Genomic DNA, 26,718 nt, shown 5'->3' on the forward strand with positions numbered 1-26,718 from the left:
ATGTCCAGGTCAGCGAAACCCCAAAATGGCCGCCGCCGCTTTCTGCGCGATGTTGTTCGCACAGCGGGTGGGCTGGCTGCCGTTGGCGTGGCGCTGGGGTTACAGCAGCAGACCGCACGCGCTACGGGCGTGCGGTTGCGCCCGCCTGGGGCCGTGAACGAGAACGCCTTTGCCAGCGCCTGTGTGCGCTGCGGGCAGTGCGTTCAGGCATGTCCGTATGACACCTTAAAACTGGCGACGCTTGCATCAGGGTTGTCGGCGGGTACGCCGTATTTTGTTGCCCGCGATATTCCTTGCGAAATGTGCGAAGACATTCCGTGCGCCAAAGTCTGCCCCAGTGGGGCGCTGGACCGGGAGATTGCCTCCATTGACGATTCGCGGATGGGACTGGCGGTTCTGCTGGATCAGGAAAACTGCCTGAACTTCCAGGGATTACGCTGTGACGTCTGTTATCGCGAATGCCCAAAAATCGATGAGGCCATCACGCTGGAACTGGATCGCAACATGCGAACCGGCAAACATGCGCGATTTATCCCGACCGTTCACAGCGACGCCTGCACGGGTTGCGGGAAATGTGAAAAAGTCTGCGTGCTGGAGCAGCCGGCAATAAAAGTGTTGCCGCTGGCGCTGGCGAAAGGGGAGTTGGGTCACCATTACCGCTTCGGCTGGCTGGAGGGGAACGATGGCAAATCGTAAACGTGACGCCGGGCGTGAAGCGCAGGCGAAAAAAGGCCTCTGGCGGAGTCATCGCTGGCTGATTTTCCGCCGTCTCAGTCAGTTTATGGTGCTGGGGATGTTTCTGAGCGGCCCGTGGTTTGGCGTGTGGATCTTGCACGGGAACTACAGCAGCAGCCTGCTGCTGGAGTCGATCCCGCTGACGGATCCGTTGATTACCCTGCAAAGCCTGGCGAGCGGTCATCTGCCCGCAGCGGTAGGGCTTACGGGCGCGGCGATTATTACGGCGCTGTACGCTCTGGCAGGAAAGCGATTGTTTTGCAGTTGGGTCTGCCCACTGAACCCGATTACCGATTTTGCGGCCTGGCTACGCAGAAGGTTTGACCTGAATCAGTCCGCAACCATTCCACGTCATATACGGTACGTACTTCTGGTTGTCGTGCTGGTGGGTTCAGCACTGACCGGGACGCTACTGTGGGAATGGATTAACCCTGTTTCACTGCTGGGGCGTAGCCTGGTAATGGGATTCGGTAGCGGCGCACTGCTGATTATCGCTCTGTTTTTATTTGATTTGCTGGTCGTTGAACACGGCTGGTGCGGGCATCTTTGTCCTTTAGGCGCACTGTATGGCGTGCTGGGTAGCCAGGGCGTATTAACCGTTGCGGCAAAAGACCGACAGAAATGTAACCGCTGTATGGACTGTTTTCATGTTTGCCCGGAACCGCATGTATTACGTGCCCCGGTGCTGGATGAGCAAAGCCCGGTACAGGTCACCAGCCGCGATTGCATGGCCTGCGGTCGCTGCGTGGATGTCTGTTCTGAGGACGTATTTACAATAACTACACGATGGAGTTCGGGAGCGAAATCATGAAAAGCCATGACCTGAAGAAAGCGCTGTGTCAATGGACAGCCCTGCTGGCCCTGGTGGTGAGCGGTGCGGTTTGGGCGGCAAACGGAGTGGATCTTAGCCAGTCTCCGGAAGTGTCGGGGACACAGGAAGGGGCGATTCGTATGCACAAAGAGCAAGAACGTATGCCGCTGAACTACGTGAATCAGCCGCCGATGATTCCCCATAGCGTCGATGGTTACCAGGTGACCACCAACACCAACCGCTGCCTGCAATGCCACGGCGTTGAAAGCTATCGTACCACCGGTGCGCCGCGTATTAGTCCGACGCACTTTATGGACAGCGACGGCAAAGTGCTGGCCGAAGTGGCGCCGCGTCGATACTTCTGCCTGCAGTGCCATGTGCCGCAGACTGACGCCCCGCCGATTGTGGGTAACAGCTTTACCCCATCGAAAGGTTACGGGAAATAAGAGGTCATTATGGAAAATTCTAACCGTAAACCAGGCCGGATTAAGCGCCTCTGGCAATGGTGGCGTCGCCCCAGTCGTCTGGCGCTGGGTACGCTGCTGTTAATCGGGTTCGTCGGCGGGATTATTTTCTGGGGTGGGTTTAACACCGGGATGGAAAAGGCCAACACCGAAGAGTTCTGCATTAGCTGCCACGAAATGCGCAATACCGTGTATCAGGAATACATGGAAACCGTGCACTACAACAACCGTAGCGGTGTGCGTGCGACCTGTCCTGACTGCCACGTACCGCACGAGTTTGTGCCGAAAATGATCCGCAAGATCAAGGCCAGTAAAGAACTGTACGCAAAAGCGTTGGGACTTATTGATACACCGCAGAAGTTCGAAGCGCATCGTCTGACGATGGCGCAGAATGAATGGCGAAGAATGAAAGATAACAATTCTCAGGAGTGTCGTAACTGTCACAACTTTGAGTTCATGGACTTAACGGCCCAGAAGAGCGTCGCCGCGAAAATGCACGATCAGGCGGTGAAAGACGGGCAAACCTGTATTGACTGCCATAAGGGGATTGCGCACAAGCTCCCCGATATGCGTGAAGTCAAACCGGGCTTCTGACGGGATGATAATGAGTGGGTAGTATGCTTGAAGCCAGAAAGCTCCTCTGTGAGCGGGATGAACGAGTCCTGTTTAGCGATTTGTCGTTCCAGGTCAACGCAGGGGAGTGGATACAGGTCACCGGCGGCAACGGCGCAGGGAAAACCACCCTGTTGCGGTTGCTGACAGGGCTCTCTCGTCCTGATGCCGGGGAGGTGTGCTGGCAGGAGCAACCGCTACATCGTGTGCGGGACAGCTACCATCAAAATTTGTTGTGGATTGGACATCAGCCGGGGATCAAAACCCGGCTGACGGCGTTGGAGAACCTGCGTTTTTTCCATCAGGACGGCGACATTGCAAAATGTCTCGCGGCGCTGGCGCAGGCCGGCCTTGCCGGTTACGAAGATATCCCTGTGAACCAGCTTTCTGCCGGACAGCAGCGCCGGGTAGCGTTGGCGCGTCTCTGGCTGACCCGCGCCACGCTCTGGATCCTCGACGAACCCTTTACCGCCATTGATGTGAACGGCGTTGAACGCCTGACGCAGCGGATGGCGCAGCATACCGAAGAGGGGGGGATTGTCATCCTCACCACCCACCAGCCGATGAACGTCGCTACAGACCGCATTCGCCGGATTGCGCTGACTCACGAGAGGGCAGGGCAATGATGTGGCGTATCTTCCGTCTTGAACTGCGCGTTGCCTTTCGCCATAGCGCTGAGATTGCCAACCCGCTGTGGTTCTTTCTGATTGTTATTACGCTGTTCCCGCTGAGCATTGGGCCGGAACCGCAGCTGCTGGCGCGCATTGCGCCGGGCATTATTTGGGTTGCTGCGCTGCTGGCCTCGCTGCTGGCGCTGGAGCGACTGTTTCGCGATGACCTGCAGGACGGCAGCCTTGAGCAACTGATGCTGCTGCCGATCCCACTGCCGATGGTGGTGCTGGCAAAAGTGATGGCCCACTGGATGGTCACCGGTCTGCCGCTGTTGATCCTCTCTCCGCTGGTGGCGTTGCTGCTGGGGATGGACATCTACGGCTGGAAAATTATGGCGCTGACCTTACTGTTGGGGACGCCAACGCTCAGCTTTCTCGGCGCACCGGGGGTAGGGTTAACGGTCGGACTAAAACGCGGCGGCGTATTGCTGAGCGTACTGGTATTGCCGTTGACCATCCCGTTGTTGATTTTTGCGACCGCCGCGATGGATGCGGCATCCATGCATCTTCCTGTGGATGGATACATGGCGATTTTGGGCGCGTTACTGGCGGGGAGCGCGACGTTGAGTCCTTTTGCGACGGCCGCAGCGTTACGTATTAGTTTGCAGTAATGAGTTGCCTGATGGCACTGCGCTTATCAGGCCTACAAGAGCAGAGTATGTAGGTCGGATAAGGCATCAGCCGCTATCCGGCATGACGGTAACTTTATTCGTTTGAGTCTGGTGACTGAACTATGTGGAAAACACTTCATCAACTGGCTATGCCCCCACGGCTGTATCAGCTTTGCGGCTATTTTGTGCCGTGGCTGGCCGTCGCCTGCGTCCTGGTTCTGGCTACGGGCTGGATCTGGGGATTCGGTTTTGCGCCAGCGGATTACCAGCAGGGGCAGAGCTACCGCATTATTTATCTGCACGTTCCGGCGGCGATCTGGTCAATGGGGATTTATGCCTCAATGGCGGTAGCGGCGTTTATCGGTCTGGTCTGGCAGATGAAGATGGCAAACCTGGCGCTGGCTGCGATGGCGCCGGTTGGCGCGGTGTTTACGTTTATTGCGCTGGTCACCGGCTCGGCCTGGGGTAAACCGATGTGGGGTACCTGGTGGGTGTGGGACGCGCGGCTGACGTCGGAACTGGTGCTGCTGTTTCTCTACGTCGGCGCGATTGCCCTGTGGCATGCCTTTGATGACCGTAAGATGGCGGGGCGTGCGGCGGGGATCCTGGTGCTGATTGGCGTGGTGAACCTGCCGATCATTCACTATTCGGTGGAGTGGTGGAACACACTGCATCAGGGCTCAACCCGTATGCAGCAAAGCATCGACCCGGCCATGCGCACGCCGCTGCGGCTGGCGATTATCGGCTATCTGCTGCTGTTTATCACGCTGTCGCTGATGCGGATGCGTAACCTGATTCTGATAATGGAAAAACGTCGCCCGTGGGTGAGTGAACTGATCTTAAAAAGAGGCCGCCAATGACCACTGCATTTGCATCCTGGAGTGATTTTTTTGCGATGGGCGGCTACGCCTTTTACGTCTGGCTGGCCGTGGCGCTGAGCGTCATCCCGCTGGCGGTACTGGTCATTCATACCGTGACGCAGCATCGCGCGATTTTGCGTGATGTCTCCCGACAACGGGCGCGTGAAGCCCGCCTGCGTGCGGCGCAGACACAACGGGAGGCGGCGTGAATATTCGACGTAAGAACCGTTTATGGATTGCCTGTGGCGTGCTCGTCGGGTTAGCGCTGACGATTACGCTGGTGCTTTACGCGCTGCGCGCCAATATCGATCTGTTCTATACGCCAGGCGAGATTCTCTACGGCAAGCGCGAAACGCAGCAAATGCCGGAAGTGGGCCAGCGCCTTCGGGTGGGCGGTATGGTTATGCCCGGTAGCGTGAAGCGCGATCCCAACTCGCTGAAGGTGAATTTCAGCATCTATGACGCCGAAGGCGTTGTGGATGTTACCTACGAAGGCATTCTGCCGGACCTGTTCCGTGAAGGGCAGGGCGTGGTGGTGCAGGGGGAACTCGGCGAGAAAAACCATATTCAGGCGAAAGAAGTTCTCGCCAAGCACGATGAAAACTACACGCCGCCGGAAGTTGAAAAAGCGATGCAGGAAAACCACCGCCGTCCGGAGAGCGTCTATAAGGATAAAACATCATGATGCCTGAAATTGGCAATGCGCTGTTATGCCTGGCACTGGGCGTTGCGTTGTTACTCTCAGTCTATCCGCTGTGGGGCGTGGCGCGTGGCGATGCGCGGATGATGGCGTCGGCAAGACCGTTTTCCTGGCTGCTGTTTATCCTCGTTATGGGTGCCTTTCTGGTGCTGGTCAACGCCTTTGTCGTGAATGATTTCACCGTAGTTTATGTCGCCAGTAACTCCAACACGCAGCTGCCGGTCTGGTACCGCGTCGCCGCTACCTGGGGGGCGCATGAAGGCTCGCTGCTGCTGTGGGTGTTGCTGATGAGCGGCTGGACCTTTGCCGTCGCGCTGTTTTCCCAGCGGATGCCGCTGGATATCGTCGCCCGCGTGCTCGCAGTGATGGGGATGGTCAGCGTCGGTTTCCTGTTGTTCATCCTGTTTACCTCCAACCCGTTCGCCCGCACGCTGCCGAATTTCCCGATAGAAGGGCGCGATCTCAACCCGTTGCTACAGGATCCTGGGCTGATCTTCCATCCGCCGCTGCTGTATATGGGCTATGTCGGTTTCTCGGTCGCCTTCGCGTTCGCTATCGCGGCGCTGATGAGCGGTCGCCTGGACAGCACTTTCGCCCGTTTTTCTCGTCCGTGGACGCTGGCCGCGTGGGTTTTCCTGACGCTGGGGATCGTGCTGGGTTCGGCATGGGCTTACTACGAACTGGGCTGGGGCGGTTGGTGGTTCTGGGATCCGGTGGAAAACGCCTCGTTTATGCCATGGCTGGTGGGAACCGCGCTGATGCACTCGCTGGCGGTCACTGAACAGCGCGGCAGTTTCAAGGCGTGGACGCTGCTGCTCTCCATCTGCGCGTTTTCGCTCTGTCTGTTGGGGACGTTCCTTGTGCGCTCGGGTGTGCTGGTGTCGGTGCATGCGTTTGCTTCCGACCCGTCTCGCGGGATGTTCATTCTGGCCTTCATGGTGCTGGTCATCGGCGGCTCGCTGCTGCTGTTTGCTACGCGAGGACATAAGGTTCGATCCCGGGTGAATAACGCGCTCTGGTCACGCGAATCGCTGCTGCTCGGTAACAACGTGCTGCTGATTGCCGCCATGCTGGTGGTGCTGCTCGGAACGCTGCTGCCGCTGGTGCATAAGCAGCTTGGATTGGGCAGCATCTCCATTGGCGAGCCGTTCTTTAATACCATGTTTACCTGGCTGATGGCGCCGTTTGCCCTGCTGCTGGGCATTGGCCCGCTGGTCCGCTGGGGACGCGATCGACCGCGTAAACTGCAACGACTGCTGGTTATCGCGCTGGTCAGCACTTTTGTGCTCTCTCTGCTGCTGCCGTGGCTGTTTGAGAACAAGATTGTTGCCATGACGGTGGTCGGGCTGGCAATGGCCTGCTGGGTGTTTGTACTGGCGATGGCAGAGCTTGCGCAGCGTATTTCGCGTGGCACGAAAACAACTCTTAGCTACTGGGGAATGGTGGCCGGGCACGTTGGTCTGGCGGTGACGATTGTCGGGATCGCCTTCAGCCAGAATTACAGCGTCGAGCGCGATGTCCGCATGAAAGCCGGTGATAGCGTCGATATTCATGAATATCGCTTCACCTTCCGTGAAGTGAAAGATATCACCGGACCAAACTATCGCGGTGGTGTGGCGATTATCGGCGTGACCCGTGATGGCAAGGCGGAAGCGACGTTGCATGCCGAAAAACGGTTCTACAACAGCACCAGCTCGATGATGACGGAAGCGGCGATTGACGGTGGCATCACCCGCGATCTGTATGCCGCGCTCGGTGAAGAGCTGGATAACGGCGCGTGGGCTGTCCGTCTGTATTACAAACCGTTTATTCGCTGGATCTGGGCGGGTGGGATATTGATGGCGCTGGGGGGGCTGCTATGCCTGTTTGACCCGCGTTATCGCAAACGCGTACAACCGCAAAAATCGGTGTCGGAGGCGGTATGAAGCGCAACGTACTTTTGATTCCTTTTGTGATTTTTCTCGTGATTGCCGCGGCGCTGCTGTGGCAACTGGCGCGTAATGCTGAAGGCGATACGCCGACGAATCTGGAGTCGGCGCTGATTGGCAAACCGGTACCAACCTTCCGGCTTGAGTCGCTGGAGAACCCCGGTAAGCATTATGAGGCGGACGTGCTGACTCAGGGTAAACCGGTCTTACTCAACGTCTGGGCGACGTGGTGTCCCACCTGCCGCGCTGAGCATCAGTATCTGAACCAGCTGTCGGCGCAGGGGATTCGCGTGGTGGGGCTGAATTATAAAGACGATCGCCAGAAGGCCATCGTCTGGCTGAAAGAGTTGGGCAATCCCTACGCGCTGAGCCTGTTTGACGGCGATGGTATGCTGGGTCTGGACCTTGGGGTCTATGGCGCACCGGAAACCTTCCTTATCGACGGTAAAGGCATTATTCGCTATCGCCATGCCGGGGATTTAAACGCCCGCGTCTGGGAGAGTGAAATCAAGCCGCTGTGGGAGAAATACAGCAAGGAGGCCGGGCAATGAGAATTTTGCTGAGTGTGTTGATGCTGCTGTTTTCTGCCAATGCGCTGGCCACCATTGATGTGATGCAGTTTAAGGATGAGACCCAGGAGCAACAGTTCCGCCAGTTGACTGAACAACTGCGCTGTCCGAAATGCCAGAACAACAGCATCGCGGATTCCAATTCGATGATTGCGACCGACCTGCGACAGAAAGTTTATGAGCTGATGCAGGAAGGGAAAAGTCAGAAAGAGATCGTCGACTATATGGTGGCGCGCTATGGTAACTTCGTCACCTATGATCCGCCGCTGACCCCCCTGACTGTCCTGCTGTGGGTGCTTCCTGTGGCGGCAATTGGCGCGGGAGGCTGGATTATCGTTGCCCGTTCGCGTCGGCGGGTACGCCTGAAACAGGAGGTGTTCCCGGATGAGATGGCGTTACCGGAGGGTAAACGAGCCGGGTTGGCGGTTTATCTGCCGGGGATTGTGATTGCCGTCATCGTGGGGGCCGTCAGTTATTACCAGACCGGGAGCTATAAGCAAGTGGAAATCTGGCAGATGGCGACGGCACAAAGCCCGGCACTGCTGGAACGCGCGTTGGATCCAAAAGCACAGCCGCTGGATGAGGAAGAGATGACGCGTCTGGCGCTGGGGCTACGCACTCGTCTGCAAAGTGATGCGACGAACGTGGAAGGCTGGATCATGCTGGGGCGGATCGGTATGGTGCTCGGCAATGCCAGTACCGCTACCGAAGCATATGCCAATGCCTATCGACTCGATCCAAAGAACAGCGATGCGGCGCTGGGCTATGCCGAGGCGCTGACCCGTTCTTCCGATCCTGATGATAACCGTCGTGGAGGGGAGCTACTGCGAGAACTGGTCCGTAGCGATCACGCTAATGTGCGGGTTCTGAGCATGTACGCCTTCAATGCCTTTGAGCAGGAACGTTTTGGCGACGCGGTTGCCGCCTGGGAGATGATGCTGAAGATGCTGCCGGCGAACGATACGCGTCGTGCGGTGATTGAGCGTAGTATCGCGCAGGCGATGCAGCACTTATCGCCTAAGAGTGAGTAACCACCCGGCCGGATTGAATGCTCCGGCCGGGTGTCGCTGATTCACTGTAATCCGCGGGTTTGTAAAAATAAAATAGTCGCGGCAACGCGTGAGCGTACGTTGAGCTTGCGCAGCAGGTTGCGAATATGCACTTTTACGGTTTGTTCGGAAATGTTGAGGACCGAGGCAATCTGCTTGTTGGACAGTCCCTGTGCCAGCTCGTGCAGAACATCCAGCTCCCGCTCGGTCAGCATGCTGAACGGATCGTCCTCCTCACCAAACATTTCGCGCTCGCGCAGATAATCACTGACGCGTTCGCTGAAAACCTTGCCGCCATTGGCGCCTGTGCGAATGGCGTCCAGCAGAACTTCCGGATCGCTGTCTTTCAGCAGATAGCCATCTGCGCCGGCGTCAATCAGGGCGTAGATGTCGCTGGCCGAATCCGAAACGGTGAGAATGATAATCTGCGCCGTGATCCCATCGCGTCGCAGGGCGTTCAACGTATCCAGACCGCTCAGCCCTTTCATATTCAGATCAAGCAGGATTAAATCCAGATCGAGACGGTTTGCCAGATCAATCGCCGTTGCGCCATCGCCCGCTTCGGCAACCACCTCAAATGTCGGATCCAGCTCCAGTAATTGACGGATACCACGACGCATAAGAGGGTGGTCATCTACCACCAGCACCTGAAAAGGCGTTGCTTCAGGCATAGTTATCTCCCGAGATTTTATTAGAATCATTATTGTTATTCGATCGCGAATCGTCCAGATTCACCGCATCGATAAGAGGGAGAAATATTACCCCAGATTACGCATGGGTAAGAAGTAAAACCTGTCGGGAAAAGGGGGGAGCCTCTCATCGCGATGAGAGGCTCTTGCATTCAGGGCAGCAGCGCGACGTGAGTCACTTCTGCTTTTGGGATGGCGCTGAAATACCAGTATTCATCGTTAATTTTCGCGGCGGTAAAGCGCGCAAGCGAACGCGACGTGTCGGACGATTCAGTCTTCACCTGCACGGTACCGGCTAACGGATGTTTGCTCACCAGCATTAAATCGCCGCTGTTATTGAACCAGGCCACGGTATTGTCATCGATGGCTTGTTGTTTACCGTTTACGAGTACGGAATAGTCGAAGTTAACTTTTTCCTTTGCCACATTCCCTGCGCCAAAATAACGGCCATAGACCTGCGGATCGTGAAAGAAACCGAAATGTCCTCCGCTGTTTTGCATTTTCAGGAAGTGGAAGTCAGGCACCGTAAAGTCCTTGTGACCCTGGCTGAGTTGGTGCTTAACGATATTCACACGAACAAAATCCTGCTCATAAACGCGCGTATAAGCGGCATACATTAAGGCGTATGACCAGATGAATACCGCAGCCATCAGGCCCGTAACGGCATAGACTCCCTTCATGACACGCGGTCCGGCTACCGTGACGACTTCCCGCGCAAGGAACGAGAGGGCAAGCAGGAAAAATAAAAATGTCGACAGCATGACCCGGTCAGGATACGACGGGGAGGCCACCATAATTAAAGAGGTCCCCAGCCCCACCAGCAGCATTAACCCGACCATACCCAAATTCGCACTTTTAATGCGATGTCCTTGCCGTTTCGCCACGAACAGAAGAATTGCGAGCAAGACCAGTACGACATAAGAAATCCAGACCAGCGCCAGGTGGTTAAAGAAGCGCTCGCTCAGATGAATCGTGATTCTTTCAAGGAGCGATTTATCGTACCAGACGGTATGGGCGCCCTGAGCGCGAATAAAATTGCCTGGCGAGAAAATCAAAATACTGGCGCCCACCAGTGCGGACAAAAAATACGCGACCTTGTTCGCGTAGACGCGTTTCGCTTGCCAGTAATCGTACACGATAGCCAGAAGGGCGAGACCCACGACAAATGGCGCGACGCTTTCATTGGAGCAGCCCGCCAACAGTCCGAGCAACAGCATACCAACGTGCGTACGCTCTTCGCGCTGGAGCTGTATGCGGTACAGGTTCCAGATCCATGCGGCGACGAACAGATTCGTCCACAGGTAGTTCGCGCTGCCAACGATCCAGAAAACCGTTTGTCCGATATTCGGATTAGCGACCCAAAAGGTCAGAAAAATAAGGGTAAAAATCAGCGCGTCATGTTTTTTCCATTTCAGCGTGCCCGTCGGCGTTTTCACAATGAAATAGCAGAACGCGACGACGACAAGGCCGGTCATGGTTGAGATAAATCCGCGAGAGCCGGTGGTGAGCAAAAGCGAGCTGACAAAATCAGCCACCACGCGCCCGCTCCAGGTCAGGTAGTGATGCAGGTGCGCATCAAATGAGATGCCAAGCAGGGCATAACGGTAATCATCGGAGTGAATAGGGGTGAACCACTCCAGGATAAATACCGCAAAAAAGGCAATTAAAAGAATGCTTTTATTAACATGCTTTAACATCAGTTATCCTTGTCTGAATCGTGGTCCACAGTTTTACGTTTTTTCAGGATGTATCGAGGCCGCTTCTTGGTTTCGACATAGATTCGTCCGATATACTCACCCAGCACGCCAATGCCAATAAGCTGCACGCCTCCCAGAAACAGGATTGACACAATCAGGGAAGAATAGCCACGCACGGGATTTCCCCACAGAAGCGTATCTATCACCATTCCCGCGCCGTAGGTGAAAGAAAGCAGGGCAACCGCCAGACCAATGTAGGTCCAGATACGCAGAGGGAAGGTGGAAAAAGAGGTGATCCCTTCCAGTGCCAGGTTCCACAGTTTCCAGCCGTTGAATTTACTTTTCCCGGCACAGCGAGTGCCGCGCGCGTAGAGGACGATGTCAGTATTGCCGCCAACCCAGGATAAAATCCCTTTCATGAACAGATTTCGTTCTGGCATTTGTTTAATGTTATCCACCACTTCACGACTCATCAGCCGAAAATCGCCGACGTTTTCTTCGATATGCGGCGTACTGATTTTATTGTGCAGCTTATAGAACCACTCGGCGGTTTTTCGCTTCAGGCGACTATCGACGGAGCGATCGGAACGTTTAGCCAGCACGATGTCCGCCCCTTCCTGCCATTTTTGAATCAGGTGCGGCAGGACTTCGACAGGATCCTGGAGATCAACATCCATCGGAATGACGGCATCGCCACTGGCATTGTCGAGCCCGGCGAGCAGTGCCGGTTCTTTGCCAAAATTTCGCGTAAACGAGAGCGGGACAACGAGCGGGTCGGCAACGGCGAGGGCGTTGATGATGGATTCCGTTGCGTCGGTGCTACCATCGTTGATGAACACAATTTCGACATCATGTCCTTTCAGCGCGTCATATTCGCGCACTGTCTTGTAAAAGAGGCCAATGGTTTCTTCTTCGTTGAAGACAGGAACGACCAGTGAAATTTTCATCGTGCGTCCTTGAATACAATGAATCTGGAATAGATAAAGCCACAAATGAGACTAATGGCGGAGAACGCGACCAGCGTCACCAGCGGCGGGAAACCGCACTGTTCCGCCCCCCAGCCCGTCAGGATACTGAGCAGGCCCATAAAGCCGACATACAGCAGATAGCGACGCGTTGTGGTCGATTGCTTAAAGGTAAACCGGGCGTTGGCGTAAAAAGAAAAACTGACCGCCACACTGAAGCCCAGGAAATTCGCCAGCGCCTGATGGGTATGAAAGGCGTAGATGCAGATAGCAAAAACTATCCAGTGGATCAATGTGTTGATCACGCCTACGGAGGTGTACTTGATGAAGTGATGCCACATAAGCAATAAGGTCGGCTGTGCAAAACCGGAAGTGTAACATCATTTCCGTCCATAACTCGAATCGAATTCAATTCCGGTGGATGGAAATAATAAAAAAAACCAGCCATAAAAGGCTGGTTCTTAAGGGGAATTTTGGTCGGCACGAGAGGATTTGAACCTCCGACCCCCGACACCCCATGACGGTGCGCTACCAGGCTGCGCTACGTGCCGACTTGTGGGAGGTAATACTACCGCTTTCCGCACCGAATGCAAGGGGACATCCAGCTAACTGATTAATAATAAATCAGTTAGCGATAAAACGCTTCTCGTCAGTCAGCACCTGTAATAACAGACTCAACTGCGGCTTCTGATCTTTAATCTTCTCGCCGCGTAAATCGTAAGTCTGGTACTTGCCATTGTTGTTCAAAACCAGCGTCATTTCAGGCGTGGTGATCGCCAGCGTACTGAGATCGGCCGCCGTTACCCAGTAGTGACGACGATTGGCATTGAACAGATCCTGCCCCTGCGAATATTCATTGGCAGGCGTGCTGACGTGGAGCAGACGCTGCATCAGTGTGGTCATGACGTCTGTGTGATCGGTCAGGCTGTTGATCCGCTGCGCGGGAGTCCCCGGCCAGTGAATGATGAGCGGAACCTGCAGGTGGCCGCGCGACCAGGCGAAGTTTCTCTCTTCATCGCTCAGCGCAACGCCGCGACCAGCGGTGATTATCACCACCGTGTTATCCAGTTTGCCGGACTCACGCAGCGCGCCAAGCACACGGTTGATCTGCTTATCAACATCTCCCGCTGCGCGAGCGTAGCGGCGAACGAAGTTAGTCTGGTTGCTGTCGTCAACGTTGGTGCCGTTAAACGAAACCCACGAGAACCAGCGGTTGTCTTCCTGTGCGTAACGCCCAAGCCAGTTAATCCACTGGCTGGCGGTCTGTTCGTCAGACTGCGTCTGTACGCTTGGCATCGAGAAGTCAGACAGCAACGCCTGGCGGTATAGCGGACTGGTAAAGCCGTCGGAAGAGAACAGTCCCAGCTGATAGCCTTGCTGATTCAGTGCCGAAATCAGCGCAGCGGGCGTTCGGGTGGACAGAATCCCGTCCATATAGCTCGGCGACACGCCATAGAACAGGCCAAAAATACCGTTATCGGTAGAGTTGCCGGAACTCATATGTCGCGTGAAAGCAATGTTCTGCTCGGCAAATCCGGCGAGGGCAGGCATCTGCTTTTCATAGCGCGAATAGTTCAGGCCATCGACTGTGATCAGCAGGACGTTTTGCCCGGTGCCCATATCGCGATAGCGTAATTCGCTCAACGGATACTGCACGGACACCGCTTCTGGATTTCCCTGTTCGACCAGACGGCGCTGATACTCCTGCGCATCCAGCAGACCATGTTTTTCCAGAAACCGGCGCGCGGTCATCGGATAGGAGAGTGGCAGATTAGCGCGTTGCATGGTGATCGGACGATAGAAATTGGCATCCGCCCAGATATAGACCACATGGGAAGCAATAAATGACACAAAGAAGAAGGCGGCCAGCGGCTTGGCGAAGTGACGACGACGCGTCAGGCTGCGCAATTTTTGCCAGCTCCAGGTCGCAAACAGCATTTCAATCAACAAGATAACCGGCACGCTGATAAACATCAGCTGCCAGTCGCGCGCCATCTCGTTCTGGTCGGGGTTAATCACCAGTTCCCAGACGATGGGATTAAGATGCAGGTGGAAACGGGTAAACACTTCGCTGTCGATCAGCAGAAGCGTCATTCCGGCCGTCGCCAGAATGGCTGACAGGAAACGCATCAGCCTCTGGGACATCACAATGAACGTCAACGGGAACAGAATCAGCAGATAGGTGGCAAACACCAGAAAGCTGAAATGGCCGACGATACTCAGATAAGAGTAAACGCGACCGGCCAGCGTTGTCGGCCAGTCGGCGACAAACAGGTAACGGCTGCCGAGCACGATAGCCAGCAGAATGTTGAACAGTGCAAACCAGTGCCCCCAGCTAACCATCTGGGAGACTTTTTCACGGTAGCGCTGACGATGAGTTACCATAACTTGTCGTTCGTTTCCCCGAAGTCGGCTTTTAGTGCGCGTTGTCGTCGTTAACCGAGGACTGCAATGCGCGGGCAAAAGAGTTCGCAATCGCCTGGCGCTGAGCCGGGGCAATGCTGGTATTAATAAGGTTGGTGACCATGTTTCCCAGCACCATCAGGGAAAGGTCAGTCGGTGCCTTATGTTTTTCCAGTACGTTGAGCATCTCGGTGAGCAGTTGTTCAACGTGTTCGTCACTATAGCGGGAGATTTGTGGCATAAATCGAAATCAGTTTATTCATGAAAGGGCAACATATTACCGTAGCAACAGTTTTTTTTCCGCTTTTTTATCCTCAATAATTCGCGTTACCGTGCGACAGGCAAAACGGCGCAGCATCTTCTGTTGCGTCGCCTCGCCGGTGGTGGTTGAATACCGCCCGGTCTTTAAGGAGAGTTTATCATGAGTCTGGATATCAACCAGATTGCCCTGCACCAGCTTATCAAGCGTGATGAGCAAAACCTTGAGCTGGTCCTGCGCGATTCATTACTGGAACCGACAAACACCGTTGTCGATATGATGGCTGAGCTGCATCGGGTCTATAGCGCGAAAAACAAAGCGTATGGTCTGTTCAGCGAAGAGAGCGAACTGGCGCAAGCGCTGCGCTTACAGCGCCAGGGTGAGGAGGATTTTCTCGCCTTTAGCCGTGCGGCGACCGGACGTTTGCGTGACGAGCTCGCCAAATACCCGTTTGCCGACGGCGGCATTGTGCTGTTCTGTCACTATCGCTATCTGGCGGTAGAGTATTTACTGGTGGCGGTGCTGAACAACTTAAGCAGCATGCGCGTCAATGAGAATCTGGATATCAACCCGACGCACTATCTGGATATCAACCATGCGGATATCGTCGCGCGTATCGATCTGACCGAGTGGGAAACCAACCCGGAATCCACCCGTTATCTGACCTTCCTGAAGGGGCGGGTAGGGCGTAAAGTGGCCGACTTCTTTATGGATTTCCTCGGGGCCAGCGAAGGTCTTAACGCTAAGGCGCAAAACCGTGGACTGCTGCAGGCGGTCGATGACTTCACCGCTGAAGCGCAACTGGATAAGGCCGAGCGTCAGAACGTGCGCCAGCAGGTGTACAGCTACTGCAACGAGCAGCTTCAGGCCGGTGAAGAGATTGAGCTGGAGTCGCTGTCAAAAGAGCTTTCTGGCGTCAGTGAAGTGAGCTTTAGCGAATTTACGGCAGAGAAGGGCTATGAACTGGAAGAGAGCTTCCCGGCCGATCGCAGCACGCTGCGCCAACTGACCAAATATGCTGGCAGCGGCGGCGGGTTAACCATTAACTTTGACGCGATGCTGCTGGGCGAGCGTATTTTCTGGGATCCGGCAACGGATACGTTGACCATTAAAGGCACGCCGCCGAACCTGCGCGATCAGCTTCAGCGTCGTACGTCAGGCGGTAATTAAACGCCATAAAAAAACCCCGCCGGAGCGGGGTTTTCTTCAACTTGTTGGCGATTACGCGCGAACGAAGTCGATGTGAGTCAGCTTCGGCTTGAACGCGTGACGCTGTACAGCCTGAGCTTTAACTTTTACTTCTTTACCGTCAACAACGATGGTCAGAACGTCGCTATAGAAACCTTCTTTAGCTTGCATGTTCATGATGGAATCGTGGTCCAGTTCGATAGCAATCGGGGCTTCTTTGCCACCGTAGATGATTGCCGGGAACTTGTTAGCGGCACGCAGGCGGCGGCTCGCACCCTTACCCTGCTCTTTACGTACTTCAGCGTTGATAGTAAACATTTAAATCTCTCTTTAATAATTCCTGCTACAGGCGACCCAGCAACAGGTAAGTGATCTGCTTTGCGTATGCAAAAGCGGGCGAGATTCTATACTCAAACGCCCGTTACATCAATCAAAAGTACGATTATCCGCGTAATTCATGTGCCCGACGGAAGCGTCCCTCATAATCGAACACTTTTTCCCGCACCTGCCAGTACTGACCTTTCATCCGTGCTACCACAAAGTCGGGATGGCGTAACAATGGTTGCTGCGCGAGGATATCCGCCGCCGTGATCCAGCGTAGCGGCACGCCTGGCGTGCGGGTATGCGGGCGGATAAACAGTTGTTCAAATGCCGTACGCTGGGCAGGAGTTTGCAGGCGAAAGCGTTCGCTGACGTCCGCACCGTCTTCGTCATAGTAGGTGATTTTCAGCCATTCGCCTTTCTCGTCATGGCCGTGCTGCAACGTCATGCCGCTACAGCGGAGCACCAGGGCGTCTTTCAGTTTCAGCGCGGCTTTCAGCATGTCGTCGGGATCGACAAGGATCGTATCGCATTCCCGGCAGCGGCGGGCGGCAATGTCGTTTTCGGCATTGCACTGCGGACAGTTTTTAAAGCGGAAGCGAAAATCGCACTGCTCGCGGTGTCCTTCATCATCTTCAAACCAGCCCTGACAGCGGCGGCCGAAATGTTCGATCAGCGTACCGTCAGCGGTGGTTTTGCCCCAGAAGGTATTCGCGAAACCGCAGGCCGGGCAGAAGACCTGGACCGGCACATTATCACTTTTGCCTTTCGGACTCCCCACCTCTGGAGAATAGAGATCGTGCGGGTTACCGGCGTAATCAAGAATCAAACAGTCCGTTTTTCCCGGTGCGAGACGCAGGCCACGGCCCACAATTTGTTGGTACAGACTGACTGACTCGGTGGGGCGCAGAATGGCAATGAGATCGACATGCGGGGCATCGAAGCCAGTGGTTAAGACGGAGACGTTGACCAGATAACGAAAACGCTCGGCTTTAAACGCGTCTATCAGCTCATCGCGTTCAGGACCCGGCGTGTCGCCGGTAATCAGCGCGGAATCCTCTTCAGGCAGCAGCCCGGCAATCTCTTTGGCATGCTCGACGGTGGCGGCAAAAATCATCACCCCTTTGCGGGTCTGGGCGAATTCAACAATCTGGCTGATGATGTGCGGCGTGATGCGCTGCTGCTTTTTCAGCTCACGGTTCAGATCGGCTTCGCTAAACAGACCGTTGCTTTGCGCCTGCAGGCGGCTGAAATCGTACTGCACCACCGGCATGTCGAGGCGTTCCGGCGGTGTGAGATAGCCGTGCTTAATCATATAGCGCAGCGGCAGTTCGTAAATGCAGTCGCGAAACAGTGCCTTATCGTCGCCGCGTACCATACCGTGGTAGTGAAAATGATAGATCCAGCCTTTGCCCAGACGAAAAGGGGTAGCGGTCAGCCCCAGCAGGCGAATGTGGGGATTGGCGTTGCTCAGATGGGTGAGGATCTGCTGATACTGGCTCTCTTCGTCATCACCGATACGATGGCATTCATCAACAATCAGCAGCGAAAACTCGCTCTGGAAGGCGTCCAGATTGCGAGCCACGGACTGAACGCTACCGAACACCACTTTACCGTGGCTCTCTTTGCGCTTGAGTCCGGCGGCAAAAATATCGGCTTCCAGCCCCAACGCGCAGTATTTGGCATGGTTTTGCGCCACCAGCTCTTTCACGTGTGCCAGTACCAATACGCGACCTCTGGCGACGCGCGCCAGTTCGGCAATCACCAGGCTTTTACCGGCGCCAGTAGGCAGCACAATCACCGCAGGCGTGCGATGGCGACGGAAATGGTTGAGCGTGGCATCCACGGCTTCTTGCTGGTAGGGGCGAAGTGTAAAAATCATGGTCTCACAATACGTAACGAACTCGGGTATAGTATGCCACGAATCGTTTTCCCTTGAGGGATGTTGTTAGCCCGCTATACTGGGCAGATAACGGCTCCACTTTTCGGGTGATGCGCCCGATTCCCGTATTTTTACAGGCAAAATCACACTCATGCGACTTGATAAATTTATCGCTCAGCAACTCGGCGTCAGCCGCGCTATTGCCGGGCGTGAGATCCGCGGTAGCCGTGTTACCGTGGATGGTGAAATCATCCGGAATACCGCGTTCAAACTGCTGCCAGAACACGACGTAGAATATGATGGCAACACGCTGGTTCAGCAAAACGGCCCGCGTTACTTTATGCTTAATAAACCTCAGGGCTACGTATGTTCGACCGATGACCCGGATCATCCGACGATCCTGTATTTCCTGGATGAGCCGGTCGCGCATAAATTACACGCTGCGGGTCGTCTGGATATCGACACCACCGGTCTGGTGCTGATGACTGACGATGGGCAGTGGTCGCACCGCATCACCTCTCCGCGTCACCACTGCGAGAAAACGTATCTGGTCACCCTGGAGTCGCCCGTCGCCGAAGATACCGCAGCGCAGTTTGCGAAAGGCGTGCAGTTACATAATGAAAAAGATCTCACGAAGCCGGCTGTGCTTGAGGTTATCACCCCGACGCAGGTGCGTCTGACCATCAGCGAAGGACGCTATCATCAGGTAAAACGGATGTTTGCCGCCGTGGGTAACCATGTGGTCGAACTGCACCGCGAACGGATAGGCGCTATTACCCTTGATGCTGACCTTGAACCTGGTGAGTATCGCCCATTGACTGACGCAGAAATTGCCAGCGTCGGCATGACGTCCAGCTAAATTCAGGAGTTTTTTTGTGACCACCCGGCAGCACTCGTCCTTTGCCATTGTTTTTATTCTCGGTCTGCTGGCTATGTTGATGCCGCTGTCGATCGATATGTACCTTCCGGCGCTACCGGTGATCTCCGAGCAGTTTGGTGTGCCGGCGGGCAGTGCGCAGATGACGCTAAGTACCTATATTCTGGGCTTCGCCGTCGGGCAGTTGCTGTACGGGCCGATGGCGGATAGCCTCGGGCGAAAACCGGTGATCCTCGGCGGCACGTTGGTATTCGCTGCTGCCGCCGTAGCCTGTGCGCTGGCGCAGACCATCGATCAGCTGATTGTGATGCGATTCTTCCACGGTCTGGCGGCGGCCGCTGCCAGCGTGGTGATCAATGCGCTGATGCGCGATATGTATCCTAAAGAAGAGTTCTCCCGCATGATGTCGTTCGTCATGCTGGTGACCACGATCGCGCCGCTGATGGCGCCAATCATCGGCGGTTGGGTGCTGGTGTGGCTGAGCTGGCACTCTATCTTCTGGATCCTGGCGATTGCCGCGGTTCTGGCCTCAGTCATGATCGCAACGCTCATTAAAGAGACGTTACCGGTTGAAAAGCGCCAGCCGTTTCATATCCGCACGACGATAGGTAATTTTGCTTCGCTTTTTCGCCATAAGCGGGTGCTGAGCTATATGCTGGCAAGCGGCTTTAGCTTTGCCGGGATGTTCTCCTTTCTCAGCGCCGGGCCTTTCGTATATATCGAAATCAACCACGTATCGCCGCAGGATTTTGGCTACTACTTTGCGCTGAATATCGTCTTTTTGTTCATTATGACGATTTTTAACAGTCGCTTCGTGCGCCGGATCGGTGCGCTGAACATGTTCCGTACTGGATTGTGGATCCAACTGGCGATGGCGGTGTGGATGGTGCTGAGTGCGCTGTTTGGCGTCGGTTTCTGGGCGCTGGTGCTGGGGGTGGCGGTCTTTGTCGGCTGCGTGTCGATGATCTCCTCCAATGCGATGGCAGTGATCCTCGATGAGTTCCCGCATATGGCGGGAACGGCCTCATCGCTGGCGGGTACCTTCCGCTTTGGCATTGGCGCGCTCGTTGGCGCATTACTCTCCCTGGCAACGTTTAACTCAGCCTGGCCGATGATTTGGTCTATAGCCTTCTGTGCAAGCTGTTCAATTTTGTTCTATCTCTATGCGAGCCGCCCGAAAAAACGGTGATCAAATACACAACATGGAAGCCGTTTGGCTTCCTTTGTTGATGTACGTCAACGACGATTCCATCATTTCCCCGATATATGTTTATTTTATGTAAAATCAATTTATGTAAAAAGTCACATCATTGTAGTTAAAAAGGTTGAGTTAGATCGCAGAAACGGGTACATATAGCCCGCGCTCCTGTCCCGACTGGAAACATCTATTTTAATAAAGGCCATACCGACCATACTGGCCACGCGGGATAAGGATTGCCACGTTATGCAACCGTTTAAGGACGGATTGTCAATGATGTGTTAATATGGATGTAAATAAATTGTGAAGTGATTGTACTTCCGGGGAAAGAAAGTGACAACATTACAGCTCTCAATCGTTCATCGCTTACCACAGAACTATCGTTGGTCAGCGGGTTTCGCAGGTTCGAAAGTTGAACCGATTCCGCAAAATGGCCAAAGCGTTGAAAACAGTCTGGTGGCGCTTAAACTGCTGAGTCCGGATGGCGATAGCGCCTGGCCGGTGATGCATAAACTCAGTCAGGCGCTCAGTGATATCGAAGTGCCATGTTCCGTACTGGAATGTGAAGGCGAACCGTGCCTGTTTGTGAATCGTCAGGACGAATTTGCCGCGACCTGTCGTCTGAAAAACTTTGGCGTGGCCATTGCCGAACCGTTTTCTAACAACAATCCATTTTGAGCGTCAGCTTAGCGTGAGAAGCTGACGCGTATACGCCTGTTGCGGTGCGCTAAAGACGTGCTCGCATTGCCCCTGCTCGATAACCTCTCCCTGTCTCAGTACAATCACCTGATGGCATAACGCGCGCACCACGTGCAGATCGTGGCTTATGAAGATATAGGCCAGGCGATGCTTTTGCTGTAGCGATTTCAACAGCGCGAGAATTTGCGCCTGCACGGTCCGGTCGAGAGATGACGTCGGTTCATCAAGAACAATCAATGACGGCTTCAGGATCAACGCTCTGGCAATCGCAATCCGCTGGCGCTGACCGCCGGAAAACTCCGCTGGATAGCGGTGGCGCGTGTCGGCATCCAGTCCCACTTCCGCCATCACCGCCATGACCTGCTGCTCGCGCTGTTCGGCTGAGAGTGCTGGCTGGTGAACGCGCAGCCCCTCTTCAATGATTTGCAACACGCTCAGTCGCGGATTCAACGAGGAGTTGGGATCCTGGAAGACCACCTGGATACGATGACGCACGGGCAACAGCTGTCGGCGTTTAAGATGTTGTAACTGTTGGCCGTCAAACTCTATGCTGCCCTGGGAGCCGATAAGCCGCAGGAGCGCCAGCCCGGTGGTACTTTTCCCCGAACCTGACTCACCGACCAGCCCCAGCGTTTCACCCGGTTGCAGACTGAAACTGATGCCTTTCACTACCTCATTGTTTGCCACCACACGCTTAAGGATGCCTTTACGAATGGGAAAGGCGACGCGTAAATCCTCGACCCTGAGAAGGGGGGACTGCCCCTCCGTCAAAGGGACTGGATCGCCCGCCGGTTCGCTGTTGAGCAATTTCTGCGTATAGGGATGCGCAGGCGCGTGGAGCAGGGGAGCCGCCCGGTTTTGCTCAACGCATTGCCCGTTTTGCATCACTGCTACGCTGTCGGCAAGTTTCCTGACAATACTGAGGTTATGGGTGATGAATAGCATCCCCATATTCAGCTCGCGCTGGAGTTCACGCAGCAGTTGCAGGATCTGCGCCTGTACCGAGACATCCAGCGCGGTAGTCGGTTCATCGGCGATGAGCAATTCGGGTCGCGTTAACAGCGCCATCGCAATCATCACTCGCTGACGCTCGCCGCCGGAAAGCTGGTGTGGATAATCGCCCAGCCGGGTTGCCGCCTGCCGAATACCGACCCGATCGAGACAGCTTAATATCTCTGCGCGTGCCGCTTCCCGGCGCATACCCCGGTGTAGGGAAAGTACTTCATAGAGCTGTTTTTCGAGGTTATGGAGCGGGTTCAGCGACACCATCGGCTCCTGGAAAATCATGGCGATCTTGTTGCCGCGCACGCCGCGCAGGGTCTGCTCACTGGCGCGCAGTAAGGACTCGCCGTGAAAACGGATATCGCCGCCGAGATACACGGCGGGCGGAGTCGGTAGCAGGCGCAGAATCGACAGCGCGGTAACACTCTTGCCGGAACCGGATTCTCCTACCAGCGCCAGCGTTTCGCCGGCCTCCACGCGCAACGACACCGCGTTAACCACCGTGCGGACGGTTTCCTGCTTACGAAATCCCAGCGTCAGATTGTCAATGGCGAGCAAAGGTTGCGTCATGTTACACCGCCTTGTTGGGATCGAATGCGTCACGGACGGCCTCGCCAATGAAAATCAGCAGCGAGAGTAAAATGGCCACGGACAGGAAGGCGGTAATGCCCAGCCACGGCGCCTGGAGGTTATTTTTGCCTTGCAGGAGCAACTCGCCCAGTGAAGGAGAGCCTAACGGCAGACCGAAACCAAGGAAATCCAGCGACGTCAGAGTGGTAATGGAACTGCAGAGAATGAACGGCAAAAAGGTTAGCGTGGCGACCATTGCGTTGGGAAGCATGTGACGAAAAATGATACTACGGTCGCTGACGCCGAGTGCCTGGGCGGCCCGGATATAGTCGAAGTTCCGCGTGCGTAAGAACTCCGCACGCACCACGCCTACCAGACTCATCCAGCCAAACAGCACCGTAATCGCCAGCAGCCACCAGAAGTTGGGTTGTACGACGCTGGAGAGCAAAATAATCAGGAACAGCGTCGGCATACCCGACCAGACCTCGATAAATCGCTGGCCCCAGAGATCCACTTTGCCGCCGTAATAGCCCTGTAGCGCCCCGGCCAGCACACCCATGACGCTTGAACACAAGGTCAGCATCAGGCCGAAAAGAATGGAGATACGCGTGCCGTAAAGCACTCGCGCCAGCACGTCGCCGCCGTTGGCATCGGTACCCAGCCAGTTCTGCGCCGAAGGGGGCGAGGGAAAGGGTTTGTCAGTTGCAAAGTTGATGCTGTTCGCCCCAAAGCGCACCGGTGCCCAGAGGACCCAACCTCGGTTTTCCAGCTGTTGCTTCAGCCACGGATCCTGGTAATCCGCCCTCGTCGCCAGCGGGCCGCCAAAATCGCTCTCACTGTAGTTTTTGACCAGCGGGAAATACCAGCTTCCGTCGTAGCGCACTAACAGGGGTTTATCGTTAGCAATCAACTCAGAGCACAGACTCAGACCAAACAAGACGAGAAAAATCCACAGCGACCAGAAGCCACGACGATTATGGCGAAAACGCGCCCAGCGGGCCTGATTGACGGGGCTTAAATGGGCCATTAACGTCCCTCAAAATCAATACGCGGGTCGACCAGCGTATAGCTGATATCACTGAGAATATTCAGTAGCAGGCCGATCAGGGTGAAGATGTACAGCGTGCCAAACATCACCGGGTAGTCCCGTGACACCGTTGCCTCATAGCCCAGCAGTCCCAGACCGTTGAGTGAAAACATCACTTCAATCAGCAGCGAACCGGTGAAAAACATACTAATGAAGGTGGCAGGAAAACCGGCGATCACCAGCAGCATGGCGTTGCGAAAAACGTGCTTCCACAGGATATTCCCTTCACTGACCCCTTTGGCACGGGCGGTGACGACGTACTGTTTACGGACTTCATCGAGAAAGGAATTTTTGGTCAGCATGGTCAGCGCGGCAAACCCGCCAATGACCGTCGCCAGGACGGGTAAGGTGATGTGCCACAGATAGTCGGTGATTTTCTGATACCAGGGCAGCGAGTCAAAATTCGCCGAGACCAGACCACGCAGCGGGAAGAGGTCGTAATAACTGCCGCCGGCAAAGAAGACTATCAGCAGTATTGCGAACAGAAACGCCGGGATAGCATAGCCGATGATAATAAACGCGCTACTCCAGACGTCGAACCGGCTGCCGTTATGTACGGCTTTGCGGATCCCTAACGGAATCGACACCAGATAGATGATGAGCGTACTCCACAGCCCCAGGGTGATCGACACCGGTAGGCTCTCTTTGATGAGCGTCAGTACCGACGCGCTACGAAACAGGCTGTCGCCAAAATCGAAGCGGATATAGTTCCACAGCATGGTGAAATAACGCTCGTGCAGTGGCTTATCAAAACCGTAGCGTTGGGTGATTTCGGCTATCACTTCCGGATCAAGGCCACGTCCTCCGCGATAGTTACTGTCGCTGATATTTCCCACCCCGGTTCGGGCATGGCTGGCGCGAACACCTTCGCTCCCGGCGCCGGGCAGCGCGCTCGTCTGACCAAATTCGATGGCGGCTATCGCCTGATCGACCGGGCCGCCGGGGGCAATTTGCACGATAAAAAAGTTGATGGTGATGATCGCCCAGAGCGTCGGGATAACCAGCAACAAACGACGAATCAGGTATGCGCCCATTTATTCTCCCTGTCGTCTGGCGGCAGGTAACTTCGCTGCCCGGTTTACGTCATACCACCAGTTATCCAGGCCAATGGTATAAATTGGACGAATGCCCGGACGGGAAAATTTATCCCACCAGGCCAGTCGATCTTCCGCCATGTACCACATCGGCAACATGTAGTAATTCCAGGTCAGCACGCGGTCCAGCGCGCGTCCAAGCGGCAACAGTTTGTTTTTATCGCCCTGCGCGGCGATGATTTGCTTGATCAGTTTGTCGACCACCGGACTTTTCACGCCAGGAGCATTATAGCTAGAGTCGATGTACTCGGACGCCCAGGAGATTTGCAGATCGGAACTGGGCCAAGGCATCGCCCGCCACAGGGTCGGCATCATGTCGTAGTCCCGGCTGCGCAGGCGATTGGTGAGTTGTGAGTTATCGACCTGACGAATGGTCATCGTAATCCCCAGACGCTGGAGATTATGCTGGAAGGGCAGGACCCACTGGCTGTTACTGGCGGCGGAAATGAGCAGTTCAAAGTTCAGCGGTTTGCCGGTGGCGGTGTTAATCCGTTGCTGACCTTTCAGTTCCCAGCCCGCGTCTTTCAGTAATTCATCGGCTTTTAACAGGTTTTCCCGATCGTAACCGTCACCTTTGGACACGGGAGGTTGATAAATCTGGCTGAAGACCTCCGGCGGCAAATCCTTTTTCATCGGCGCCAACAGGACCAGTTCGGCCGCATCGGGGTAGTTTCTGGCCGCATACTCAGTGTTCTGGAAATAGCTGTTTGCCCGGCTCCAGGCGTTGTAGAACAGCGCTTTATTCATCCATTCAAAATCAAATGCCAGCGTAACGGCTTCACGGACGCGTCGGTCGTTGAAAACGGGGCGCTGCGTGTTGAACGCCAGCCAGCGCGTATCCTGCGCCGATTCATTTTTCTGCTCATCTTTGATGATGTACTGATTATCAAAGTTTTTACCGACATAGCGCGTCGCCCAGTTTTTGGCGTCGCTCTCCAGACGCAAATCAAACGCGCCAGCCTTAAAGGCCTCAAAGGCCACGTTGTCGTCGAGATAATAGTCGTAGCGAATGACATCGAAGTTCCAGCGGCCACGATTGACCGGCAGATTGGCCGCCCAGTAATCCTTCACGCGCGTATAGACAATATACTGACCCATCTTCCACTGGCTAATGCGATAAGGACCACCACCCAGCGGCGGTCTGGACAACGGGTCGCTGAGCTTATGATCTTTCCAGTACGCTTGTGGCATCACGGGTAATGAGAACAGACTGAGCATATCCTCTTTACCCGGCTTCGCGAGCTCCATGCGTACGGTTAGTGGGGCAATGGCTTTAACCGTTGTGCCTTTGTAGACCAGACGAAACTGTGGCACGCCTTCGGTCATAAATTTGTTGAAGGTGAAGGCGACATCTTTGGCCATGACGGGCGAGCCATCATGAAAACGGGCGCGGGGGTTGATCGTGATTTCAACCCACGAATAATCCTCCGCATAGCGTGCGCTCTCGGCGATCAGCGGATAATAGCTGCCGGGCTCGTCATCAGAGGTGGTAAACAGAGTGTCGTAAAGCTGTTCGGTCCGGGCACCGGGATTACCTCGCAGGGCGTAGCGGTTGAAGTTGTCGAAGGTGCCGAGAGCGGAAAGGGTGATCTGACCGCCTTTGGGGGCGGCGGGATTTGCGTAATCAAAATGATCAAAATTGAACGCGTATTTAGGCTCTCCCAATACCGCGAAGGCATAGCTCTCTTTGATCGCCTGCGCCTGGGCACTTGCGCTCATCAACATGACAAACAGCAGCAATATGCGAACGATTATCTGCAAAGGGATTCCTTGTCTT

The 26,718-nt window shown here is 55.1% G+C and carries 28 protein-coding genes and 1 tRNA gene; 16 read left to right on the forward strand and 13 right to left on the reverse strand.

Annotated elements, in window-relative coordinates:
* From napG to WM46_RS02200, 12 genes are all read left to right on the forward strand, one after another.
* Nucleotides 1-696, forward strand: a complete 696-nt coding sequence (gene napG / locus WM46_RS02145; protein WP_042317906.1) for a ferredoxin-type protein NapG — start codon at nt 1-3, stop codon at nt 694-696.
* The gene (gene napH, locus WM46_RS02150) at nt 683-1,546 is read left to right on the forward strand and encodes a quinol dehydrogenase ferredoxin subunit NapH (protein WP_061074750.1); all 864 of its coding nucleotides are present in this window, start codon (nt 683-685) and stop codon (nt 1,544-1,546) included. The genes napG and napH overlap by 14 nt, the downstream gene beginning before the upstream one ends.
* Nucleotides 1,543-1,992 carry a nitrate reductase cytochrome c-type subunit gene (gene napB / locus WM46_RS02155; protein WP_061074749.1) on the forward strand — a complete coding sequence of 150 codons (450 nt, stop codon included), beginning with the start codon at nt 1,543-1,545 and terminating at the stop codon, nt 1,990-1,992. The genes napH and napB overlap by 4 nt, the downstream gene beginning before the upstream one ends.
* A gap of 9 nt (nt 1,993-2,001) precedes the next feature.
* On the forward strand, nt 2,002-2,604 hold the full coding sequence (napC, locus tag WM46_RS02160) for a cytochrome c-type protein NapC (RefSeq protein ID WP_046481706.1): 603 nt from the start codon (nt 2,002-2,004) through the stop codon (nt 2,602-2,604).
* Between the two features lie 23 nt (nt 2,605-2,627).
* Nucleotides 2,628-3,248, forward strand: a complete 621-nt coding sequence (gene ccmA, locus WM46_RS02165; protein ID WP_042317910.1) for a cytochrome c biogenesis heme-transporting ATPase CcmA — start codon at nt 2,628-2,630, stop codon at nt 3,246-3,248.
* Nucleotides 3,245-3,904 carry a heme exporter protein CcmB gene (gene ccmB, locus WM46_RS02170; protein WP_042317911.1) on the forward strand — a complete coding sequence of 220 codons (660 nt, stop codon included), beginning with the start codon at nt 3,245-3,247 and terminating at the stop codon, nt 3,902-3,904. The genes ccmA and ccmB overlap by 4 nt, the downstream gene beginning before the upstream one ends.
* Before the next feature lie 122 nt (nt 3,905-4,026).
* Entirely contained in the window at nt 4,027-4,764 is a 738-nt protein-coding gene (locus WM46_RS02175) for a heme ABC transporter permease (RefSeq protein ID WP_102601293.1), read from the forward strand.
* A complete protein-coding gene (gene ccmD, locus WM46_RS02180) occupies nt 4,761-4,973 on the forward strand; it encodes a heme exporter protein CcmD (RefSeq protein WP_043000086.1) in 213 nt (70 codons plus the stop codon). Before WM46_RS02175 ends, ccmD begins: the two co-directional genes overlap by 4 nt.
* The gene (gene ccmE, locus WM46_RS02185) at nt 4,970-5,449 is read left to right on the forward strand and encodes a cytochrome c maturation protein CcmE (RefSeq protein WP_061074747.1); all 480 of its coding nucleotides are present in this window, start codon (nt 4,970-4,972) and stop codon (nt 5,447-5,449) included. The genes ccmD and ccmE overlap by 4 nt, the downstream gene beginning before the upstream one ends.
* Nucleotides 5,446-7,389 carry a heme lyase CcmF/NrfE family subunit gene (locus WM46_RS02190; protein ID WP_102601294.1) on the forward strand — a complete coding sequence of 648 codons (1,944 nt, stop codon included), beginning with the start codon at nt 5,446-5,448 and terminating at the stop codon, nt 7,387-7,389. Before ccmE ends, WM46_RS02190 begins: the two co-directional genes overlap by 4 nt.
* A complete protein-coding gene (dsbE, locus tag WM46_RS02195; RefSeq protein ID WP_043000089.1) occupies nt 7,386-7,943 on the forward strand; it encodes a thiol:disulfide interchange protein DsbE in 558 nt (185 codons plus the stop codon). The genes WM46_RS02190 and dsbE overlap by 4 nt, the downstream gene beginning before the upstream one ends.
* Entirely contained in the window at nt 7,940-8,992 is a 1,053-nt protein-coding gene (locus WM46_RS02200; protein WP_061074745.1) for a cytochrome c-type biogenesis protein CcmH, read from the forward strand. The genes dsbE and WM46_RS02200 overlap by 4 nt, the downstream gene beginning before the upstream one ends.
* Before the next feature lie 41 nt (nt 8,993-9,033).
* Here the strand turns inward: WM46_RS02200 and narP are convergent, their stop codons facing one another.
* From narP to WM46_RS02235, 7 genes are all read right to left on the reverse strand, one after another.
* Entirely contained in the window at nt 9,034-9,681 is a 648-nt protein-coding gene (gene narP, locus WM46_RS02205; RefSeq protein WP_061074744.1) for a nitrate/nitrite response regulator protein NarP, read from the reverse strand.
* A gap of 170 nt (nt 9,682-9,851) precedes the next feature.
* Nucleotides 9,852-11,396 (reverse strand): DUF6056 family protein, encoded by a 1,545-nt coding sequence (locus tag WM46_RS02210; RefSeq protein WP_102601295.1) that lies wholly within the window; start codon nt 11,394-11,396, stop codon nt 9,852-9,854.
* Nucleotides 11,396-12,343 (reverse strand): glycosyltransferase family 2 protein, encoded by a 948-nt coding sequence (locus tag WM46_RS02215; protein ID WP_102601296.1) that lies wholly within the window; start codon nt 12,341-12,343, stop codon nt 11,396-11,398. The genes WM46_RS02210 and WM46_RS02215 overlap by 1 nt, the downstream gene beginning before the upstream one ends.
* On the reverse strand, nt 12,340-12,702 hold the full coding sequence (locus tag WM46_RS02220) for a GtrA family protein (RefSeq protein WP_044326632.1): 363 nt from the start codon (nt 12,700-12,702) through the stop codon (nt 12,340-12,342). The genes WM46_RS02215 and WM46_RS02220 overlap by 4 nt, the downstream gene beginning before the upstream one ends.
* Before the next feature lie 133 nt (nt 12,703-12,835).
* Nucleotides 12,836-12,912, reverse strand: a tRNA-Pro gene (locus WM46_RS02225).
* Between the two features lie 73 nt (nt 12,913-12,985).
* Entirely contained in the window at nt 12,986-14,746 is a 1,761-nt protein-coding gene (yejM, locus tag WM46_RS02230; RefSeq protein ID WP_102601297.1) for an LPS biosynthesis-modulating metalloenzyme YejM, read from the reverse strand.
* Between the two features lie 31 nt (nt 14,747-14,777).
* Nucleotides 14,778-15,005 carry a YejL family protein gene (locus tag WM46_RS02235; protein WP_102601298.1) on the reverse strand — a complete coding sequence of 76 codons (228 nt, stop codon included), beginning with the start codon at nt 15,003-15,005 and terminating at the stop codon, nt 14,778-14,780.
* A 180-nt stretch (nt 15,006-15,185) separates the two neighbouring features.
* On the opposite strand from WM46_RS02235, the gene yejK reads away from it, so the two are divergent.
* Nucleotides 15,186-16,193, forward strand: a complete 1,008-nt coding sequence (yejK, locus tag WM46_RS02240; protein WP_044268661.1) for a nucleoid-associated protein YejK — start codon at nt 15,186-15,188, stop codon at nt 16,191-16,193.
* Nucleotides 16,194-16,244: 51 nt separating this feature from the next.
* Here the strand turns inward: yejK and rplY are convergent, their stop codons facing one another.
* Nucleotides 16,245-16,529, reverse strand: coding sequence for a 50S ribosomal protein L25 (rplY, locus tag WM46_RS02245; RefSeq protein ID WP_043000095.1), 285 nt, complete (start codon nt 16,527-16,529; stop codon nt 16,245-16,247).
* Nucleotides 16,530-16,653: 124 nt separating this feature from the next.
* Entirely contained in the window at nt 16,654-18,414 is a 1,761-nt protein-coding gene (locus WM46_RS02250) for a DEAD/DEAH box helicase (RefSeq protein ID WP_102601299.1), read from the reverse strand.
* Between the two features lie 151 nt (nt 18,415-18,565).
* Between WM46_RS02250 and rsuA the strand changes: the two genes are divergently transcribed.
* The 3 genes from rsuA (at nt 18,566) to WM46_RS02275 (ending at nt 21,167) form a co-directional block, all read left to right on the forward strand.
* Nucleotides 18,566-19,273, forward strand: coding sequence for a 16S rRNA pseudouridine(516) synthase RsuA (gene rsuA, locus WM46_RS02260; RefSeq protein WP_061074736.1), 708 nt, complete (start codon nt 18,566-18,568; stop codon nt 19,271-19,273).
* A gap of 16 nt (nt 19,274-19,289) precedes the next feature.
* Complete coding sequence (locus WM46_RS02265; RefSeq protein ID WP_061074735.1) at nt 19,290-20,480, forward strand: Bcr/CflA family multidrug efflux MFS transporter; 1,191 nt, start codon at nt 19,290-19,292, stop codon at nt 20,478-20,480.
* Between the two features lie 342 nt (nt 20,481-20,822).
* On the forward strand, nt 20,823-21,167 hold the full coding sequence (locus WM46_RS02275; RefSeq protein ID WP_043000099.1) for a YejG family protein: 345 nt from the start codon (nt 20,823-20,825) through the stop codon (nt 21,165-21,167).
* Between the two features lie 3 nt (nt 21,168-21,170).
* Here WM46_RS02275 and yejF read toward each other — a convergent pair whose 3' ends face one another.
* The 4 genes from yejF to WM46_RS02295 are packed head-to-tail and all read right to left on the reverse strand — an operon-like array spanning nt 21,171 to nt 26,696.
* Nucleotides 21,171-22,760 carry a microcin C ABC transporter ATP-binding protein YejF gene (gene yejF, locus WM46_RS02280; RefSeq protein WP_102601300.1) on the reverse strand — a complete coding sequence of 530 codons (1,590 nt, stop codon included), beginning with the start codon at nt 22,758-22,760 and terminating at the stop codon, nt 21,171-21,173.
* Nucleotide 22,761: 1 nt separating this feature from the next.
* Entirely contained in the window at nt 22,762-23,787 is a 1,026-nt protein-coding gene (locus WM46_RS02285) for an ABC transporter permease (protein WP_061074733.1), read from the reverse strand.
* Nucleotides 23,787-24,881 (reverse strand): microcin C ABC transporter permease YejB, encoded by a 1,095-nt coding sequence (locus WM46_RS02290; RefSeq protein WP_102601301.1) that lies wholly within the window; start codon nt 24,879-24,881, stop codon nt 23,787-23,789. The genes WM46_RS02285 and WM46_RS02290 overlap by 1 nt, the downstream gene beginning before the upstream one ends.
* Nucleotides 24,882-26,696 carry an extracellular solute-binding protein gene (locus WM46_RS02295; RefSeq protein ID WP_061077906.1) on the reverse strand — a complete coding sequence of 605 codons (1,815 nt, stop codon included), beginning with the start codon at nt 26,694-26,696 and terminating at the stop codon, nt 24,882-24,884. It lies immediately after the preceding gene.
* Nucleotides 26,697-26,718 lie beyond the last annotated feature (22 nt).

It is taken from the genome of Citrobacter freundii complex sp. CFNIH2 (assembly GCF_002880615.1).
In the GTDB taxonomy this organism is placed as follows: domain Bacteria; phylum Pseudomonadota; class Gammaproteobacteria; order Enterobacterales; family Enterobacteriaceae; genus Citrobacter_A; species Citrobacter_A amalonaticus_F.

What these genes read in the sequence shown, in the direction of transcription:
- napG (WP_042317906.1), top strand. Translation starts at nt 1, where the DNA reads ATGTCCAGGTCAGCGAAACCCCAAAATGGCCGCCGCCGCTTTCTGCGC.
- napH (WP_061074750.1), top strand. Translation starts at nt 683, where the DNA reads ATGGCAAATCGTAAACGTGACGCCGGGCGTGAAGCGCAGGCGAAAAAA.
- napB (WP_061074749.1), top strand. Translation starts at nt 1,543, where the DNA reads ATGAAAAGCCATGACCTGAAGAAAGCGCTGTGTCAATGGACAGCCCTG.
- napC (WP_046481706.1), top strand. Translation starts at nt 2,002, where the DNA reads ATGGAAAATTCTAACCGTAAACCAGGCCGGATTAAGCGCCTCTGGCAA.
- ccmA (WP_042317910.1), top strand. Translation starts at nt 2,628, where the DNA reads ATGCTTGAAGCCAGAAAGCTCCTCTGTGAGCGGGATGAACGAGTCCTG.
- ccmB (WP_042317911.1), top strand. Translation starts at nt 3,245, where the DNA reads ATGATGTGGCGTATCTTCCGTCTTGAACTGCGCGTTGCCTTTCGCCAT.
- WM46_RS02175 (WP_102601293.1), top strand. Translation starts at nt 4,027, where the DNA reads ATGTGGAAAACACTTCATCAACTGGCTATGCCCCCACGGCTGTATCAG.
- ccmD (WP_043000086.1), top strand. Translation starts at nt 4,761, where the DNA reads ATGACCACTGCATTTGCATCCTGGAGTGATTTTTTTGCGATGGGCGGC.
- WM46_RS02190 (WP_102601294.1), top strand. Translation starts at nt 5,446, where the DNA reads ATGATGCCTGAAATTGGCAATGCGCTGTTATGCCTGGCACTGGGCGTT.
- dsbE (WP_043000089.1), top strand. Translation starts at nt 7,386, where the DNA reads ATGAAGCGCAACGTACTTTTGATTCCTTTTGTGATTTTTCTCGTGATT.
- WM46_RS02200 (WP_061074745.1), top strand. Translation starts at nt 7,940, where the DNA reads ATGAGAATTTTGCTGAGTGTGTTGATGCTGCTGTTTTCTGCCAATGCG.
- narP (WP_061074744.1), bottom strand. Translation starts at nt 9,681, where the DNA reads ATGCCTGAAGCAACGCCTTTTCAGGTGCTGGTGGTAGATGACCACCCT.
- WM46_RS02210 (WP_102601295.1), bottom strand. Translation starts at nt 11,396, where the DNA reads ATGTTAAAGCATGTTAATAAAAGCATTCTTTTAATTGCCTTTTTTGCG.
- WM46_RS02215 (WP_102601296.1), bottom strand. Translation starts at nt 12,343, where the DNA reads ATGAAAATTTCACTGGTCGTTCCTGTCTTCAACGAAGAAGAAACCATT.
- WM46_RS02220 (WP_044326632.1), bottom strand. Translation starts at nt 12,702, where the DNA reads ATGTGGCATCACTTCATCAAGTACACCTCCGTAGGCGTGATCAACACA.
- yejM (WP_102601297.1), bottom strand. Translation starts at nt 14,746, where the DNA reads ATGGTAACTCATCGTCAGCGCTACCGTGAAAAAGTCTCCCAGATGGTT.
- WM46_RS02235 (WP_102601298.1), bottom strand. Translation starts at nt 15,005, where the DNA reads ATGCCACAAATCTCCCGCTATAGTGACGAACACGTTGAACAACTGCTC.
- yejK (WP_044268661.1), top strand. Translation starts at nt 15,186, where the DNA reads ATGAGTCTGGATATCAACCAGATTGCCCTGCACCAGCTTATCAAGCGT.
- rplY (WP_043000095.1), bottom strand. Translation starts at nt 16,529, where the DNA reads ATGTTTACTATCAACGCTGAAGTACGTAAAGAGCAGGGTAAGGGTGCG.
- WM46_RS02250 (WP_102601299.1), bottom strand. Translation starts at nt 18,414, where the DNA reads ATGATTTTTACACTTCGCCCCTACCAGCAAGAAGCCGTGGATGCCACG.
- rsuA (WP_061074736.1), top strand. Translation starts at nt 18,566, where the DNA reads ATGCGACTTGATAAATTTATCGCTCAGCAACTCGGCGTCAGCCGCGCT.
- yejF (WP_102601300.1), bottom strand. Translation starts at nt 22,760, where the DNA reads ATGACGCAACCTTTGCTCGCCATTGACAATCTGACGCTGGGATTTCGT.
- WM46_RS02285 (WP_061074733.1), bottom strand. Translation starts at nt 23,787, where the DNA reads ATGGCCCATTTAAGCCCCGTCAATCAGGCCCGCTGGGCGCGTTTTCGC.
- WM46_RS02290 (WP_102601301.1), bottom strand. Translation starts at nt 24,881, where the DNA reads ATGGGCGCATACCTGATTCGTCGTTTGTTGCTGGTTATCCCGACGCTC.